The following is a 16,349-nucleotide window of genomic DNA, read 5'->3' on the forward strand; positions in this document are numbered from 1 at the left end:
ACCCGACTACCGAACGATGCCGCGCTGAGTACTCGCCAGAAAATCGACCAGAGGCTGCAACTCGGCCTGATCCATTTTTGCGATGGCAGTCTGTGCCTCGAGCAGACTTAAACCTGACTTATACAAGACCTTGTAAGCTCGCTTGATGGCCATAATCGACGCACTTGAAAAACCGCGTCGTTTAAGGCCTTCGGAATTAATACCGTGCGGCGCACTCGGATTGCCGGAAACCAGCACAAAGGGCGGCACATCCTGGAGCAGAATCGTGCCCATGCCGGTGATGATGTGCGCGCCGATACGAACAAACTGATGCACAACGGTAAAACCGCCCAGAATCGCATAGTCCGCGACCTCAACATGACCTGCAAGCTGTGCATTGTTGGCAAAAATCGTGTGATTACCGACCTGACAGTCATGCGCCAAATGCACGTAAGCCATAATCCAGTTGTGATTTCCAACGCGCGTCACGCCGCCATCCTGAGCAGTACCGAGATTGAAAGTACAGAATTCCCGGATGGTATTGTGATCGCCGATTTCCAGTCTGGTCGGCTCACCTGCATATTTTTTGTCTTGCGGCACTTCGCCTAGCGAACAAAATTGAAAAATATGGTTATGCTCACCGATCGTCGTATGACCGTTGATGACCACATGGGGACCTACCACCGTACCGGCACCGATGGTGACATGTTCACCGATCAGCGAGTATGCACCGACTTCAACGTCAGGGGCAAGACGCGCACCCGGATGAACAATAGCGCTTGGATGTATTTTCGACTGAGTCATCAAGCCACCGTCTTAACCGTGCACATTAGTTCAGCCTCAGCCGCCAACTGCCCGTCGACTTCAGCGATGGCTTTAAATTTGTACACTCCGCGCATGCTGCGGGTCAATTCCACCTTAAAAATGAGCTGATCACCCGGGGTGACAGGACGTTTAAAGCGCGCGCCGTCGATACCGGCAAAGTAATACACTGTGTTTTCATCCGGTTTTTTTTCCATGCTCTGAAAAGACAGCAAAGCAGCAACCTGTGCCATCGCCTCAATAATCAGCACACCGGGCATAACCGGGTGGTGCGGATAATGCCCCGGAAAAAACGGCTCGTTGATCGTGACATTTTTCAGCGCAACGATATTTTTACCCGGCTCGACCGACAACACGCGATCAACCAATAAAAAAGGATAACGGTGCGGCAAGCTTTCAAGAATTGCATGAATGTCCATCGCGTGGCCGGCCTTCTCGGACTGAGTACTCATTCTGTATTACCTTTCTGTGATTCTTGTTTTAGCAAGCACATCTCTTGCTCCAGTGTTTTCAAGCGTTTCGCCATTTCATCCAGATGACGCAGATGAACCGCATTTTTGCGCCAGTCGTCCGTCTTGGCAAAGGGATAAATCGCGGCATAAGAGCCCGCTTCGCGGATGGATTTTCCAATCAGGGTAAATGAAGAAATCACCACACGATCCGCGATTTTCAAATGTCCGAGGATACCCGCACTGCCACCGATCTGACAGTACTTGCCGATCGTGGTACTGCCGGCAATTCCCACACAACCTGCAATCGCGGTATGCGCACCGATGCGCACGTTATGCGCGATCTGAATCTGGTTATCCAGCTTCACGCCGTCTTCGATCACCGTATCGTCCAGGGCACCACGATCAATGGTGGTATTCGCACCGATTTCCACATCGCGACCGATCACGACCCTACCGATTTGCGGAATCTTCAGCCAGCGCCCCTCGTCCATCGCGATGCCAAACCCATCGGAGCCGATCACCACACCGGAATGCGCGATCAAATTGTCGCCGATCACACAATCGTGGTAAATCACGACACGGGGATACAGCCTGACATGACAACCAATCACAACGTTTTCTCCGATGCTGCATCCCTCGCCAATCAGGGTATGCGCACCGATCACAGCGCCCGCGCCGATCACCGCCGTCGCGCAAATACAGGCGGAGGGATCTATCTGCGCGCCCTCGCTGACGACGGCAGCCGGATGCACCCCCGGCTTGATCTCAGTAGAGGGATTGAGCAAGGCGGAGACGCGGGCAAAATAGGCATAAGGATTTTCAGAAATAATGCGCGGCAAATCGGTCGCATCCGCATCCGCCTCGCCAAGTATGACCGCTGACGCACCGGTATTCGCTAACTGCGCATGATATTTACTGTTGGTAAGAAAACTGATCTGACCGGCCGTGGCCCGCTCCAGCGTGGAAATTTGATCGATGAGCACCTCGCCATCACCGAACAGGCACCCGCCTAATTGCTGCGCAATCTGAGCTAATGTATAAGCCATGCTATCGGTTACTTGTTGTCTGTTTTGTCCGATGCAAGATTTTTGATGACCTTATCGGTAATATCGATCTTAGGATTGCGATAAACCGCTTCTTGCAAAATCAAATCAAATTTTTCTGTTTCGGCAATCATTTGAATGGCCTTATTGGCACGTTCCAGCACCACGGCTAACTCTTCATTTTTGCGCAAACTCAAATCCTCGCGAAATTCGCGCTGCATGCGTTGCAAATTGACGTTAAGCGCATTGAGTTCGCGCTCCTTATTGCGCCGGTCGGCCTCAGGCAGCGTACTCGCGTCCTTTTCCAGCAGCACCTGCAAATCTTTGGCCTGCCTCATCGTTTTCTTGATTTCCTGATCTCGTCCGGAAAATTCTTTTTCGATTTTCTTCTCGGCCTTCACCGCGGGGGCTGATTCGCGTAATACGCGCTCCGTATCGACCACACCCACCTTAAAATCTCCTGCCATAGCAGAACCTGCAGCCAGCAATGCTGCAATAAACGCCAACTTAATCATTTTCGTATCCATCGTGAGTTCCTTTTTATATTTATCCGGTACAGGCAGTCGAACAGACACGTCTAAAACATGGTACCCAAAGTAAACTGGAAGGCCTGCAACTTATCAACAGCCTGTTTATTCAACGGCAAACCATAACTGAATTTCATTGGTCCCATCGGTGACAACCAAGTGACCGCAGCACCATACGAATAACGCATCCCGACACTGCCCGGCAGCGTACCGGTACCATAGACGGCCCCGCCATCGACAAAGCCGCTCAAACGAACCGATTTATCCTTGATACCCGGAATAGGCGCCATAATTTCCATGCTTGCTGCAACGCGACGCTGACCGCCCAGTGAAAAATTATTGGCATCACGCGGTCCTAGCGAGTTGGCTTCATAACCGCGCACCGAACCGCTACCGCCCGCGTAGAAATTCTTGAAGAACGGCATTTGCTTGCCACCGTACCCCCGACCTGCGCCGGCCATGCCATTGAGCATCAAGGTAAAGTCCGATGAAATCGGGTAATACCACTGTTGATCATAATTGACCTTGTAATAGCGCATATCCATCACCGGCAAAGCAACCTCTGCATACGCGCGTTGCACCGTACCTTCAGTGGTGTAGATTGCGCTGTCACGACTATCGCGCCCCCAGCCTAATGTGCCTAGCACCGTTGTGTTGGTACTGCCGAAGGTCGTCACATAATTTTGATAGGACAACGGACTCAGGGCGGTCAAACCAATCGTAGATTTTTCAGCAGATAACCCGAATGAGATACTTTGATCCTCGCTGATAGGGATCCCGAAGCGCACGCCACCGCCGGTTGTAGCAGAGGTATATCGACTCATGATTGTATTGGTCGCATTGGTGTTGCGCTGATAGATATCGAAACCGCGACTCACACCTTCGTCCGTATAATACGGATTGGTATACGACACCGAAATGTTCTTGTTGATCTTGCTGGTATTTAACTGGGTTGAGAGCATATTACCGCTACCAAACAAGTTTGCCTGCGTTACGCCCCCCGAGAGCACCAGACCTTCTCCCTGACTGATACCCGCACCGACCGTAAAACTACCCGTCGATTTTTCCTTGACGGAGGCATTCACATCCATTTGATCAGAAGTCCCCTGTACGGCGGGCGTTTCAACATTCACTTCGGAGAAGAAATTCAACCGGTCAACGCGTTGTTTGGATTTTTTAATTTTAGTCACGTCAAACCAGGCACCTTCAACCTGACGGAATTCACGGCGAATGACTTCATCGCGCGTCTTGGTATTGCCCGCGATATTAATGCGGCGGATATACACGCGCTGCCCGGGATCCACTACAAAATTGAACGCGACCTCATGCTTTTCCTTATTCAGATCGGGAATCGCATTAACGTTGGCAAAAGCATACCCCTCCGCCGCCAGACGTTCACCAACCAGCTTACTGGTTTCAGACAACGCCTTACGAGAAAACGCATCGTTCGGTTTTACCTGAACGAGTTTTTCGATCTCTTCCTTAGCAACCAGCGTATTTCCGGAAACGGCGACTTTAGAAATCGTGTACTTTTCACCCTCAGTGACATTGATGGTGATATAGATATCCTTCTTATCGGGCGTAATGGAAATCTGCGTGGAATTGATATTGAATTCCAAAAAACCGCTGTCCATGTAGAACGAACGCATCGACTCCATATCGGCAGACAACTTCTGCTTCGAGTACTGATCGTTCTTGCTCATCCAGCTCATCCAGTCGGGTGTGCTAAGTTTCATCAAATCGAGCAGATCTGCTTCAGAATAAGCCTTATTTCCGACGATGTTGATCTGTTTGATCTTGGAAATTTCTCCTTCGACCACGTCAAACACAACGCCGACGCGGTTGCGTTCCAATTCCGTTACCTTGGCATTCACGCTCACGCCGTATTTTCCGCGCGCCACATACTGGCGCTTCAAGTCCTGCACTGCCTTATCCAGCGCGCCTTTATCAAAGATGCGCGCTTCAGCTAAGCCTGCATACTTCATGTTGTCTTTGAGTTGATCTTTGGAAAAGTCTTTGACGCCATTCACCTGAATACTGGCAATCGACGGCCGCTCTTTGACCAGTACGATCAGCACGCCCTGTTCAACTTCAAGGCGTACATCCTTGAAAAATCCGGTGCCATACAGGGCGCGTATCGCGACAGCGGCCTGTTCGTCGTTCATGACCTCGCCGACTTTGACGGGAAGGTAGCTAAATACAGTCCCCGCTTCTGTGCGCTGTATGCCTTCGACGCGAATATCGGTAACCGTAAAGGGGCTAATCGCCCATGCGGGCGCTGCAAACAACAATGAAAGAATTCCTGCCAGTTTTGTCTTGTTCATTTAGTACTAACCTGAGATGAGGCGATTAATATCATTATAGATGGCAAAAACCATCAAGGTACCCAGTAATGCAATGCCGATCTTCTGACCGATTTCCCAGGCCTGCTCGGAAACCGGACTGCCTTTGATCAATTCAGCGACATAATACAGCAAGTGCCCGCCATCCAATAAGGGAACAGGCAGTAAATTCAACACCCCTAAGCTAATGCTGATCAGCGCCAAAAATCCCAGATAAGCGGTCAGCCCCATGTGGGCCGACTGCCCGGCATAATCTGCGATTGAAATCGGCCCGCTGATATTCTTCATGGACACTTCGCCCAATAACATTTTCCCCAGCATTTTCAAACTGATAGCAGCGGTATCCCATGTCTTCTTCAGCGACTGTCCGATCGCATCAACCGGACCGTAGCTCACCTCGGTGAACATCGCCGCAATTACCGCAGGATCGACACGAGGCGCAGCGCCGATTTTTCCAACCATTCTGCCTGATTCTAAAACGGATTGCGGCGTCAGCGAAATCGTCTGCACGCTTCCCGCACGCTGGATTTCAAGCGCAACAGACTGACCGGGATGCGTGCGGATAATATCGACGAGGGCACTCCAACTGGCGAGCGTTTTTCCGTCAGCACGCAAAACAAGGTCCGATTCCTGCAAGCCCGCCAGTTTAGCGATGCCGTCGGCAGTCAATTTTCCGATGACCGGCATAACAGCCGGTTGATTTAAATGCAGCCCCAGTTTATCGAGAAACTCGCCCTCTAAGTCGTGCGCGTCGAGACTGCTCAAACTCAAGGTATGCCGCACCGTGGTTCCGCTGGCTGTTTGCGCCTCAACGGCAACCTCGCCTTTTTGCAGGGCCAGCGTCAAAAGCGTCCAACGCAACTCCTGCCAGCTTGGAATGGGCTCGTCGTTGATACGGATGATCGTCTCACCGACCATCATCTGTGCATTGGCAGCGGGCGTCCCCTGCACGACTTCACCTAGCACCGGCTTCAAACCCGGCACGCCGTGCACGAACAAAATCCAATACAAAAAAACCGCCAGCAACAAATTAGCAACCGGGCCTGCCACGACGATCGCCATGCGCTGCAAAACGGGTTTGCGATTGAAAGCCCTGTCCAGTTCACCGGGCAGCACTTCCCCCTCACGCTCGTCAAGCATCTTAACGTAACCGCCTAGCGGGATCACTGACAACACCCATTCCGTATCGGAACCGGCAAAACGCTTGCGGTACAAGACGGGGCCGAACCCCAGCGAAAATCGCAGCACCTTGACCCCGCAGCGCCGGGCAACCCAGTAATGACCGTACTCATGAAATACCACCAGCAGCGCGATGGCTGCCGCGAAGGATAACAGCGTAATCATTTAACTAAAGTTGAAATGACGTTCTCTGCGGCGCGACGCGCCGCCAGATCTGCATCCAGCACATCGTCAATGACCGTTACGACATTAACAGGCAAGCGATTGAGCACCTCATTAATCACACGCGGTATCGATAAAAAAGAAATTTTATGATCTAAAAAGGCGGCAACCGCGATTTCATTTGCCGCATTGAGCACGGCAGGTGCCGTCCCTGCGGTGCGCAGCGCCTGATAGGCTAACGCCAGACAAGGAAAGCGCTCAAAGTCAGGCTCGTCAAAACTTAACGTGGCTACCTTGAACAAATCGAGCGGTGCCACGCCTGAATCGATGCGTTCAGGATAGGCCAGGCCATAGGCAATCGGCGTGCGCATATCAGGGTTCCCCAACTGCGCGATCACCGAGCCGTCGATGTATTCAACCAGTGAATGAATCACGCTCTGCGGGTGGATAACAACCTGAATATCATCAGCGCTGGCATTAAACAGCCAGTGCGCTTCAATGACTTCCAGACCTTTGTTCATCATGCTGGCCGAATCAACTGAAATTTTACGACCCATCGTCCAGTTGGGATGCGCGCAAGCCTGATCCGGGGTGACATTTTGCAATTCAGATAACGGCGTATTGCGGAACGGCCCGCCGGATGCGGTGAGCAGGATGCGTCGCACGCCATGATCAGCCATATTGCCGCTGTAATTGCGCGGCAAGGCCTGAAAAATTGCGTTGTGTTCGCTGTCGATCGGCAGCAAGGCCGACCCGCTGATGCGAACGGCGTCCATAAACACATTGCCCGCCAGCACCAGCGTTTCCTTGTTGGCCAGCAGAATTTTTTTGCCGGCTTTTGCCGCAGCCAGTGTAGGCCGCAAGCCTGCCGCGCCGACAATCGCCGCCATCACCGCATCGACTTCCGGCAACACGCACACTTGTTCTAACGCATCCACGCCGCACAACACCTCGGTCGCAAGTCCAGCATCACAGAGCAGCGCACGCAACTGCGCAGCGGAATTCTCATCGAGCAGCACGGCAAAGCGGGGTTTGAACTGCATGCACTGGCGAAACAACAGGTCAATCTGACGATGAGCCGTTAAAGCCGTAATCCGGTACTTATCGGGGTGACGCGCCACCACATCCAGTGTACTGGTGCCGATACTGCCGGTTGAACCTAATACCGTAATGTTTTGCATATTAACTAAACTGCCCCAACAGAATCACCATCGCAGCCAGCGGCAGCGTCGAAGTCAATGCATCGATACGATCGAGCAGCCCGCCGTGCCCCGGCAGCAGGGTTCCGCTGTCTTTGACTCCAGCCTGACGCTTGATCGCTGATTCAAACAAATCGCCAATCACGGCCAGTCCCACCCACCACCAGGCCGCCAGCAAAATTATAGGCAGCATGGCGAACGGGAAGATATACCAGACGATCAGCACATAAATCGTCACAGCGAACATAGCGCCTGCCACCCCTTCCCAGGTTTTTCCGGGACTAATGCTGGGCGCCAGTTTATTTTTGCCAAACCTGCGACCTGAAAAATAGGCCCCGATGTCAGCGACCCACACCAGCGCCATCAGCAACAGCAAGACCCAGGGACTCACGGCGTGCAAATCGAGCATCGCAAGCCCCGTCGGAATCAAAAGCGCCCACCCCACTACCGCCATCAATACCGGGCTCTCGATGCGCCAGGATGCGATCATCCAAGTCGGCACGATGATTAACCACAACAATGCGGAAACGGCATAGATCATCAAATGAACAAACAGGCGGTCGGGCTCGCTATAATTTGCGTCAAACCAGAGTAAAGCCAGCATGGCCGCCAAGGTCAGGCCCGCATTGACATAGGCGCCCATAATCTGTAATTTAGCCAATTTCGACCACTCAATCGTCCCCTGCATCACAAGCAGTACGACCAAAGCCGACCACCACGCAACCGGCAAGGTAAAAAGCACGCCCAACAGCAACAGCAGGAGAATGACGGCAGTAATGATTCTGGATTTAAGCACGCGACTCTCCTTCATTCGATTGCACAGGGACGCCCACCAGTTGCTCACTGGTGCGACCAAAACGCCGTTCGCGATTTTGATACGAAGCAATGGCTTTTTCCAGTTCTTTCCGATCGAAAACCGGCCACAGGGTATCGGTGAAATACAACTCCGTATAAGCTAACTGCCACAACATGAAATTGCTGATGCGCATCTCGCCACCGGTACGAATAAAGAGATCCGGCTCAGGCGCATCCCCCATAGACAGATAAGGCTGCAGATCATCCTCAGTAAACGAAGTCGCAAGTTCAGGATGAACGCTCAGCAAACGCTGCACGGCGGCCATCATATCCCAGCGTCCGCCGTAATTAGCCGCAATGGTCAGCGTCAAACCCGTGTTACCGGCCGTGAGCGACTCTGCATGCGACATCGTATTTTGCAGCTTTTCATCAAAACGGCTGCGGTCTCCGATGATTTTCAGACGGATATTGTTTTTGTGCAGGCTGGCAACTTCGCGCTCCAGCATTTTCAGGAACAGCGACATCAAAAAGGAGACTTCATCAACCGGACGACGCCAGTTCTCACTGCTGAAGGCAAAAACGGTCAGATATTGTACGCCCAGATCGCGGCAGGCGCGCACCGCCGCGCGCAAGGATTCCACGCCGCGCTGATGCCCCATGATGCGCGGCATGAAGCGTTGCTTCGCCCAGCGCCCATTACCATCCATGATGATGGCAATATGACGCGGCACACGAGCCACATCCGGAATAGCACGCGTGGAACTGGGCAAAATGGCCATTACACTGCCATCAAATCGACTTCTTTAGCGGCCAGCATCTGGTCAATTTCAGAGACAAAACGGTCGGTCAGTTTCTGAATATCATCCTGAACGCGACGCTCATCGTCTTCGGAAATTTCTTTTTTCTTGAGCAAATCCTTTAGAGAGCCATTGGCATCGCGACGGATATTACGCACCGCAATTTTCGCATCTTCGCCTTCTGACTTGACCAGTTTGATCATATCGCGACGACGCTCTTCGGTGAGCATCGGCATCGGTACACGAATCAGTTCGCCGTTCGTTGCGGGATTGAGCCCCAGATCCGCATCGCGGATCGCGCGCTCAACCTTGCCCACCATGCTTTTCTCATAAGGCTGCACACCGATGGTGCGCGCATCGACCAGCGTGATGTTGGCCACCTGCGTCACCAGTGTCGGACTGCCGTAATAATCCACCATCACGTGGTCCAACAGACCTGTATGTGCGCGACCGGTACGAACCTTGCCTAAATCCGCGCGCAAGGCGTCCAGCGACTTGCGCATTCTGGCTTCGGCATCTTTTCTGATTTCAGTAATCACAACTTTCTCCTGTATTTGCGAGAGTACTACTCAACACGCACCAGCGTACCTTCACCTTCGCCGAACACCACGCGTTTTAACGCGCCCGCTTTGAAGATGCTAAATACGATGATAGGCAATTTCTGGTCACGGCACAAAGTCAGCGCAGTGGCATCCATCACCTGTAAATTTTTGCTGATCGCCTCATCAAAGCTCAGGCTCTGATAGCGAACCGCGTGCGGATCCTTTTTAGGATCTGCGGTATAAATCCCGTCCACCTTGGTGGCCTTGATCACCACTTCGGCACTCATTTCCACGCCGCGCAAAGCTGCAGCCGTATCGGTGGTAAAAAACGGACTACCGATACCTGCCGCAAAAATGACGACCTTGCCTTCTTCCAAATAACGCAGGGCCTTGCCGCGAATGAAAGGCTCAGCGACTTGCTCCAGGTTCAGCGCTGACTGCACGCGGCAATCGAGCCCCGCGCGATTCATCGCATCCTGCAGCGCCATTGAGTTCATCACCGTGGCCAGCATCCCCATGTAGTCGGCGGTAGCCCTGTCCATTCCCGCTGCGGCAGGCGCCACACCGCGAAAGATATTGCCGCCGCCGATGACCATCGCCACTTGCACACCCATCGCCACGACTTCTGCTATCTCGGCAACGATGCGCTCGATGACCGTGCGATTGATACCATAACTGTCGTCGCCCATCAGGGCTTCGCCGGAAAGTTTTAACAGAATACGTTTATAAACGGGTGCGCTCATGGCAATTATCCTTGTGCAGCTGCGATGGTTGCAGCAACTTCTGCCGCGTAGTCTTCTACCTTCTTCTCGATGCCTTCACCGACCACAAACATCTGGAATGCAGACACCGAAGCGCCACGCGCCTTCAACAGTTGCTCGATGGTTTGCTTGCCGTCTTCAGCCTTAACGAAAACCTGCCCCAACAGCGTTACTTCCCTCAGGAATTTCTGCACAGTACCTTCAGCGATTTTTTCCAGCATCGCTTCAGCCTTGCCGGCTTCACGTGCTTTTTCGATCGCAATGCGGCGTTCAGTTTCGATATCCGCAGGATTAACACCTGAACTATCGACCGATTTAGGTTTAGAAGCTGCGATGTGCATGCAGATATCACGACCCAAAGTTTCATCGCCGCCGGTGAAATTCAGCAGAACACCGATCTTGCTACCGTGCAGATAGCTTGCCAATGTGCCAGTAGTCGTTTCGTAACGCTCGATACGACGAACGGTCAGATTTTCGCCCAATTTCATTACCAGCGCCTTGCGGGTTTCTTCAACCGTATCGGTTCCGTTGGCAATCGTGAGTTCGGACAACGCAGCGATATCGGCAGGATTATGCTTTGCAACCGTTTCGGCAACATTCTTTGCAAAGGCAACAAAGTCATCGTTCTTAGCAACAAAGTCAGTCTCGCAATTCACTTCAGCAACCGCACCCGACTTGGCATCCGCAGCGATAAAGGCACTTACCACGCCTTCAGCTGTTACACGTGAAGAAGCCTTGCTGGCCTTCGCACCGCTCTTGATGCGCATCTGCTCTTCAGCCACCTTGAAATCACCGTTCGCTTCAACCAACGCTTTTTTACATTCCATCATGCCGAGGCCGGTGGCTTCGCGCAATTCCTTAACCATACTTGCAGTAATTTCTGCCATAACTAACTCCAAAAATTCTTAAAAAACTTACAAAAAAAGGGGCTTGCGCCCCTTTCAACGCCTAAAGAAAACTTAGGCTACTTGTTCTGGCTCTTCAGCTACTTGCTGAACCAATTCATTCAAGGCCTGTGCGCGACCTTCCAATACCGCGTCAGCGATACCGCGTGCGTACAAACGAATTGCCTGAGTCGAATCGTCGTTACCAGGGATCACGAAATCCACACCGATCGGTGAGTTATTGGTATCAACGATACCGATAACAGGGATACCCAACTTCTTGGCTTCAACGATTGCGCCCTTTTGATAGCCCACGTCGATGACGAAAATTGCATCCGGCAGATTAGGCATATCCTTGATACCGCCCAGACTGCGATTGAGCTTTTCCAGTTCGCGCGCCATAACCAGCGCTTCTTTCTTGGAAACGCCTTCAGCGCCTTCAGCGGTGATCGCTTCGAGTTCGCGCAGACGCTTGATCGATTGCTGAACGGTCTTGTAATTGGTGAGCATACCACCCAACCAGCGGTGATTTACGAACGGTGAATTTGCACGAACAGCTTCTTCTTGCAAAATTTCACGTGCCTGACGCTTAGTCGCGACGAACAGGACAGTGCCCTTTTTCGCGGACAATTTGCGCACATAGCTTTCTGCTTCTGCAAACAGGGCTACGGATTTTTCCAGGTTGATGATGTGAATACGATTGCGGTGACCGAAGATGAACGGAGCCATCTTAGGATTCCAGAAACGAGTTTGGTGACCAAAGTGAACACCAGCATCCAGCATTTGACGCATTGTTACAGCCATGTTTATTCCTAACGTAAGGGTTAAAACTACCACTCGCCAGCCTGACTCTTACGAAAACCGCAAAAACCTTACGATTTTTACCGCTTCCTACGAGCACCCCAACTTGTGCGAGCGGGAAATTTGCACCGGCCAATTCCGATGCAACACGCATTCTACCACCAATTTACCATCCGGCTCAACACGCTTATCAATCAAAAACTCGATTCAAACGGTGGCGCCACCTTGACCACCTCAGCCAAAGTCGTCAGACCTGCGGCCACTTTTTCGGCACCCGAGAGCCGCAAGGGCTTCATACCTTCCTTGATTGCCAGCGCCTTGATCGCCGCCAAATCGGCAACGCCTGACACCAGCCTTTGCATGTCCACACTGAACGGCAGCATTTCATAAATCCCCGTGCGCCCGCGATAGCCGGTCATGCGACACTCCAGACAGCCGGTCGCCACACTGACACTGGGCGGCACGGGCGCCTGCCACGGACGCACCAACTCCTGCCATTCATCGGTGTTTATTTTACCCGCCGCCTTGCAATGCGGACACAGCGTGCGCACCAGACGCTGCGCCATTACCCCCAACAACGTGGAATTGAGCAGATAGGACGGCACCCCCAGTTCGTGCAGACGCATGATGGCGGAGGGCGCATCCCCGGTATGCAGCGACGACAACACCAGATGCCCCGTCAGTGCAGCCTGTATCGCCATTTCGGCCGTTTCCGCGTCGCGAATTTCGCCGACCATAATAATATCGGGATCCTGCCGCAACAACGTGCGCACGCCAGTGGCAAAATTCAAACCAATATTTTGCTGCACCTGCATCTGATTGAAGGCAGGCTCGATCATCTCGATCGGATCTTCCACGGTGCAGACATTGACTTCCGGTGTCGCCAACTGCTTGAGCGTTGAATACAGGGTCGTCGTCTTTCCCGATCCGGTCGGCCCCGTCACCAGAATGATGCCACAAGGCTGGGCCGTCCATTGATCCCACAGCGCCGTCTGCCCCCGCGAAAATCCCAGATCGGCAAAACTTTTCACCAGAATTTCCGGATCAAAAATCCGCATCACCAACTTCTCGCCAAAGGCGGTGGGCATCGTTGACAGTCGCAACTCGATTTCATCGCCCGAGGCGCTCACCGTCTTGATGCGTCCATCCTGTGGGCGACGCTTCTCCACCATATCCATGCGCCCCAACAGTTTGATGCGATTGGTAATCGCGTTATTGACACTGACTGGCAACTGATAAACCTGATGCAGCACGCCGTCGATACGAAAACGTACGATGCCAATGTCGCGGCGCGGCTCAAGATGGATATCGCTGGCGCGCTGCTCGAAGGCGTATTTGAACAGCCAGTCGACCAAGGTCACAACATGCTGTTCGTTTGCGTCGAGATTCTTGTTTTTACCGAGCTCGACCAGCTGCTCAAAATTTTGCACGCCGACCGCCTGCCCGGCGCGAGCCCTACTCGCCTGCTGAACCGAATTGGCAAGACTGTAGATTTCCGGCAAATAGCGGTTGATATCGAGCGGGCTTGCCAGCACCCGGGTAATCTTTAGATTCAGGATGCGTTCCAGCTCTGCCACCCAGTCGGTCACAAACGGCTCGGAGGTTGCAATCACCACCTCGCCCTCCCCGACCTTCACTGGCATAATTTTAAGCCGCTCGGCATAGGATTTTGAAACCACATTGGCGACGCTGCCAAAGTTCAACTGCAAAGGATCGATATGAAAATACGCCATGCCTGTGCGCGCCGCCAGCCACTCGGTCAGATACTCGACCGTCAAAAGCCTCGCAGGCAATGTCCGGCTGAGCCACTTTTGCTCCGCGATCAGAACCAGCGGATACAGGCCGTGCTCCCCCTTGCGATTGCCCGCAAGAAGCTCAGCATCCGCCGCCAGGATCACGCCATCCTGTGCAAGCCAGCCCAACAACTGAACGAGCGTCAACCTTGCCTCGAGCGGCCTCACTTCTTTACTCATCGTTCACCCCACACCTTAAAGAGTTGAGCCACGCCCCGGAGTCGCCCAAGGCTTATCGCTCTCATCACAGCTAAAAACCCGCCAGCATCTTCCTGACGGCGGCCGGATCGCGCTCAGTGCGCAACGACTGGTACTGCTCCTGCGCCTCAGGATATGCCGCGCGCATCATTCCCATCCATTGCTTGAGCCGCCCCGGCGCATGCCGGTGTTCCATTCTGGCACACAACAAATCGAAGTAATCGAGCACCCAAGGCCGCAACGCCTCCCAGCTCATCGCCTCACCCCCCTCTTTGATGCGCCGCATCAGATCGGGCCTGAGGATAACCCCGCGCCCGACCATGACATCCTCACACCCGCTGACCCTGCGTATATTCTGACCATCCTCCGGCGTCCAGACGTCCCCGTTGACTACCATCGGCAGCGTCACCACCTCACGAATCTGGCTGAGCCACTCCCATCTCGCAGGCGGACGGTAGCCGTCTGAGCGCGTACGCGCATGAACGGTGATCTCATCTGCGCCGCCCGCCTCAATTGCACGAGCGCATTCCAAGGTCAGCGAAGTATCAGAAAGCCCCAGACGCATCTTGGCTGTCACGGGAATACCTTCCGGCACAGCCCGGCGCGTAGCCGCCACAATGGCGTGGATTTGTTCGGGAAACGCAAGCAGAACAGCCCCGCCGCCGTGCCGGTTAACGGTCGGTGCGGGACAACCAAAGTTAAGATCAATCCCCGGCGCGCCAAGGCTTGCAATAAATGCAGCATTTTCAGCAAGGCAGACGGGATCGCTTCCCAGCAACTGCACACGCACCGGCACACCGGAAGGTGTACAGCCTCCGTGGTCGAGCTCAGGCACCGTGCGCAGCACAAATTTTTCGGTGAGCAGATGATTCGTGACCCGCACGAATTCAGCCACACAAAGGTCGATGCCGCCCAGTCGCGTCAAGATGTCGCGCAGACTGGGATCGGCCAATCCCTCCATCGGAGCAAGAATCAAGCGCATGTATTTATCTGCAATTTTGAGGACTTGTGAGTTTAGTGTAAAAACACCTCGATAATGCTAGTTTTGCGCCGAGTATTTTAAATATGTCACATGCCGATTGCACTAAAGCGCAATCTGGTTTATTCTGCGCGCCCTTCGGAGAGGTGGATGAGCGGTTTAAGTCGCACGCCTGGAAAGCGTGTTTGGGATAATATCCCAACGGGGGTTCGAATCCCCCCTTCTCCGCCAGTTGATAAAACTGGTTGATTTATGAATATAATCAGCTAGTTAGGTAAGCGTCTAATTTACCTCACCCACACGTTATACCCACACAGCTCACCCACACGGCAGGCTATTAGGCAAGCTCCTAGAATCTCAGGAACATCCCAACTCCCCATATCTGGGCAATCAAAGACAACCCCCTAGTATCGCGTTTAAGCGCCTCTCATAGCTTCGCCCTTGTGTTGGTATCAATAAATGATAACAATCCACTGTATCACCCTTAGAGCGCCTCCTTGCATCCTCTAGGGTCTAATCTTCCCCTGTTGTACTGCCTTGATGTACCCCGTAGTCAGCCTGTCCAGTGCCTCCCATCCATCCTCAGGCAGTGCCTTGAATTGAATCATGGCTTCGTTGAGTTCCCGCCTGTAGTAGTCCGATAGGTTATCCGCTGGTTCAAGTGGGGGAGGTATGGCGCGGCTGATCGCCAACCCACGAGAGACCGCCTCCCGATAGTTCTTCATGGTTGCCGTGAGTGCGGCTCTGTGTTGCTCGGTGGGTTGGTACTGGAAGGTCTGCATTGCTGAATTCAAGAATCTGATATGGTCATACAGGATTGCGGTATGGTTGTGGGGCATGACCCCTCCTTTGTTGGTTGATGGCTGGGAACTGTGCAGATGTGCACAATTGGCTGAAGGCTTAAAGCAGCCCCTCAAGGCGCTCAATGCCAATCGCTAGGTGTTGGTATCAAATAAATACACGGATGCGCTCTAGGTGGCTTAAAGAGGCTCTGTGGGTGCGCTGGTGCTGGCTAGCACTCCTGATTAGTGATATTCAGAAAAGTGACAGATACGCCATACACGAAAAAAACCCCTACCGGACAGCGTTAGCCA

Annotated in this window: 16 protein-coding genes and 1 tRNA gene; 1 reads left to right on the top strand and 16 read right to left on the bottom strand. The window is 53.0% G+C overall.

What is annotated here, in order from left to right:
* Positions 1–6: 6 nt before the first annotated feature.
* The 15 genes from lpxA to GALF_RS08975 form a co-directional block, all read right to left on the bottom strand.
* Entirely contained in the window at positions 7–783 is a 777-nt protein-coding gene (lpxA, locus tag GALF_RS08905; protein ID WP_013293730.1) for an acyl-ACP--UDP-N-acetylglucosamine O-acyltransferase, read from the bottom strand.
* Positions 783–1,253 carry a 3-hydroxyacyl-ACP dehydratase FabZ gene (fabZ, locus tag GALF_RS08910; RefSeq protein WP_013293731.1) on the bottom strand — a complete coding sequence of 157 codons (471 nt, stop codon included), beginning with the start codon at positions 1,251–1,253 and terminating at the stop codon, positions 783–785. Before fabZ ends, lpxA begins: the two co-directional genes overlap by 1 nt.
* Complete coding sequence (gene lpxD / locus GALF_RS08915) at positions 1,250–2,299, bottom strand: UDP-3-O-(3-hydroxymyristoyl)glucosamine N-acyltransferase (RefSeq protein WP_013293732.1); 1,050 nt, start codon at positions 2,297–2,299, stop codon at positions 1,250–1,252. Before lpxD ends, fabZ begins: the two co-directional genes overlap by 4 nt.
* Before the next feature lie 8 nt (positions 2,300–2,307).
* Positions 2,308–2,823: an OmpH family outer membrane protein gene (locus tag GALF_RS08920; RefSeq protein WP_013293733.1), complete on the bottom strand. Its 516-nt coding sequence runs from the start codon at positions 2,821–2,823 to the stop codon at positions 2,308–2,310.
* Positions 2,824–2,873: 50 nt separating this feature from the next.
* The gene (bamA, locus tag GALF_RS08925; RefSeq protein WP_013293734.1) at positions 2,874–5,147 is read right to left on the bottom strand and encodes an outer membrane protein assembly factor BamA; all 2,274 of its coding nucleotides are present in this window, start codon (positions 5,145–5,147) and stop codon (positions 2,874–2,876) included.
* Between the two features lie 6 nt (positions 5,148–5,153).
* A complete protein-coding gene (gene rseP, locus GALF_RS08930; protein WP_013293735.1) occupies positions 5,154–6,509 on the bottom strand; it encodes an RIP metalloprotease RseP in 1,356 nt (451 codons plus the stop codon).
* Positions 6,506–7,687 (bottom strand): 1-deoxy-D-xylulose-5-phosphate reductoisomerase, encoded by a 1,182-nt coding sequence (gene ispC / locus GALF_RS08935; RefSeq protein WP_013293736.1) that lies wholly within the window; start codon positions 7,685–7,687, stop codon positions 6,506–6,508. Before ispC ends, rseP begins: the two co-directional genes overlap by 4 nt.
* A gap of 1 nt (position 7,688) precedes the next feature.
* Positions 7,689–8,501: a phosphatidate cytidylyltransferase gene (locus GALF_RS08940; protein WP_013293737.1), complete on the bottom strand. Its 813-nt coding sequence runs from the start codon at positions 8,499–8,501 to the stop codon at positions 7,689–7,691.
* On the bottom strand, positions 8,494–9,279 hold the full coding sequence (locus GALF_RS08945) for an isoprenyl transferase (RefSeq protein WP_013293738.1): 786 nt from the start codon (positions 9,277–9,279) through the stop codon (positions 8,494–8,496). Before GALF_RS08945 ends, GALF_RS08940 begins: the two co-directional genes overlap by 8 nt.
* Positions 9,279–9,800 carry a ribosome recycling factor gene (gene frr, locus GALF_RS08950; RefSeq protein WP_223293759.1) on the bottom strand — a complete coding sequence of 174 codons (522 nt, stop codon included), beginning with the start codon at positions 9,798–9,800 and terminating at the stop codon, positions 9,279–9,281. Before frr ends, GALF_RS08945 begins: the two co-directional genes overlap by 1 nt.
* Positions 9,801–9,862: 62 nt before the next feature.
* A complete protein-coding gene (gene pyrH, locus GALF_RS08955; protein ID WP_013293740.1) occupies positions 9,863–10,582 on the bottom strand; it encodes a UMP kinase in 720 nt (239 codons plus the stop codon).
* Positions 10,583–10,587: 5 nt separating this feature from the next.
* On the bottom strand, positions 10,588–11,487 hold the full coding sequence (gene tsf, locus GALF_RS08960) for a translation elongation factor Ts (RefSeq protein WP_013293741.1): 900 nt from the start codon (positions 11,485–11,487) through the stop codon (positions 10,588–10,590).
* 72 nt (positions 11,488–11,559) lie between these two features.
* Complete coding sequence (rpsB, locus tag GALF_RS08965; RefSeq protein ID WP_013293742.1) at positions 11,560–12,288, bottom strand: 30S ribosomal protein S2; 729 nt, start codon at positions 12,286–12,288, stop codon at positions 11,560–11,562.
* Between the two features lie 191 nt (positions 12,289–12,479).
* Complete coding sequence (locus GALF_RS08970; RefSeq protein ID WP_013293743.1) at positions 12,480–14,258, bottom strand: GspE/PulE family protein; 1,779 nt, start codon at positions 14,256–14,258, stop codon at positions 12,480–12,482.
* Positions 14,259–14,328: 70 nt separating this feature from the next.
* Positions 14,329–15,258 (bottom strand): tRNA dihydrouridine synthase, encoded by a 930-nt coding sequence (locus GALF_RS08975; protein WP_013293744.1) that lies wholly within the window; start codon positions 15,256–15,258, stop codon positions 14,329–14,331.
* Positions 15,259–15,395: 137 nt separating this feature from the next.
* Between GALF_RS08975 and GALF_RS08980 the strand changes: the two genes are divergently transcribed.
* A tRNA-Ser gene (locus tag GALF_RS08980) sits at positions 15,396–15,486 on the top strand.
* Between the two features lie 275 nt (positions 15,487–15,761).
* On the opposite strand, the gene GALF_RS08985 is transcribed toward GALF_RS08980, so the two are convergent.
* A complete protein-coding gene (locus tag GALF_RS08985; RefSeq protein WP_013293745.1) occupies positions 15,762–16,094 on the bottom strand; it encodes a hypothetical protein in 333 nt (110 codons plus the stop codon).
* Between the last annotated feature and the right edge of the window lie 255 nt (positions 16,095–16,349).

It is taken from the genome of Gallionella capsiferriformans ES-2, from assembly GCF_000145255.1.
GTDB lineage: Bacteria > Pseudomonadota > Gammaproteobacteria > Burkholderiales > Gallionellaceae > Gallionella > Gallionella capsiferriformans.

Bases quoted from the DNA above. Each gene is read 5' to 3' on its own strand.
- lpxA (WP_013293730.1), bottom strand. From the start codon at position 783: ATGACTCAGTCGAAAATACATCCAAGCGCTATTGTTCATCCGGGTGCG.
- fabZ (WP_013293731.1), bottom strand. From the start codon at position 1,253: ATGAGTACTCAGTCCGAGAAGGCCGGCCACGCGATGGACATTCATGCA.
- lpxD (WP_013293732.1), bottom strand. From the start codon at position 2,299: ATGGCTTATACATTAGCTCAGATTGCGCAGCAATTAGGCGGGTGCCTG.
- GALF_RS08920 (WP_013293733.1), bottom strand. From the start codon at position 2,823: ATGGATACGAAAATGATTAAGTTGGCGTTTATTGCAGCATTGCTGGCT.
- bamA (WP_013293734.1), bottom strand. From the start codon at position 5,147: ATGAACAAGACAAAACTGGCAGGAATTCTTTCATTGTTGTTTGCAGCG.
- rseP (WP_013293735.1), bottom strand. From the start codon at position 6,509: ATGATTACGCTGTTATCCTTCGCGGCAGCCATCGCGCTGCTGGTGGTA.
- ispC (WP_013293736.1), bottom strand. From the start codon at position 7,687: ATGCAAAACATTACGGTATTAGGTTCAACCGGCAGTATCGGCACCAGT.
- GALF_RS08945 (WP_013293738.1), bottom strand. From the start codon at position 9,279: ATGGCCATTTTGCCCAGTTCCACGCGTGCTATTCCGGATGTGGCTCGT.
- frr (WP_223293759.1), bottom strand. From the start codon at position 9,800: ATGCGCAAGTCGCTGGACGCCTTGCGCGCGGATTTAGGCAAGGTTCGT.
- pyrH (WP_013293740.1), bottom strand. From the start codon at position 10,582: ATGAGCGCACCCGTTTATAAACGTATTCTGTTAAAACTTTCCGGCGAA.
- tsf (WP_013293741.1), bottom strand. From the start codon at position 11,487: ATGGCAGAAATTACTGCAAGTATGGTTAAGGAATTGCGCGAAGCCACC.
- rpsB (WP_013293742.1), bottom strand. From the start codon at position 12,288: ATGGCTGTAACAATGCGTCAAATGCTGGATGCTGGTGTTCACTTTGGT.
- GALF_RS08970 (WP_013293743.1), bottom strand. From the start codon at position 14,258: ATGAGTAAAGAAGTGAGGCCGCTCGAGGCAAGGTTGACGCTCGTTCAG.
- GALF_RS08975 (WP_013293744.1), bottom strand. From the start codon at position 15,258: ATGCGCTTGATTCTTGCTCCGATGGAGGGATTGGCCGATCCCAGTCTG.
- GALF_RS08985 (WP_013293745.1), bottom strand. From the start codon at position 16,094: ATGCCCCACAACCATACCGCAATCCTGTATGACCATATCAGATTCTTG.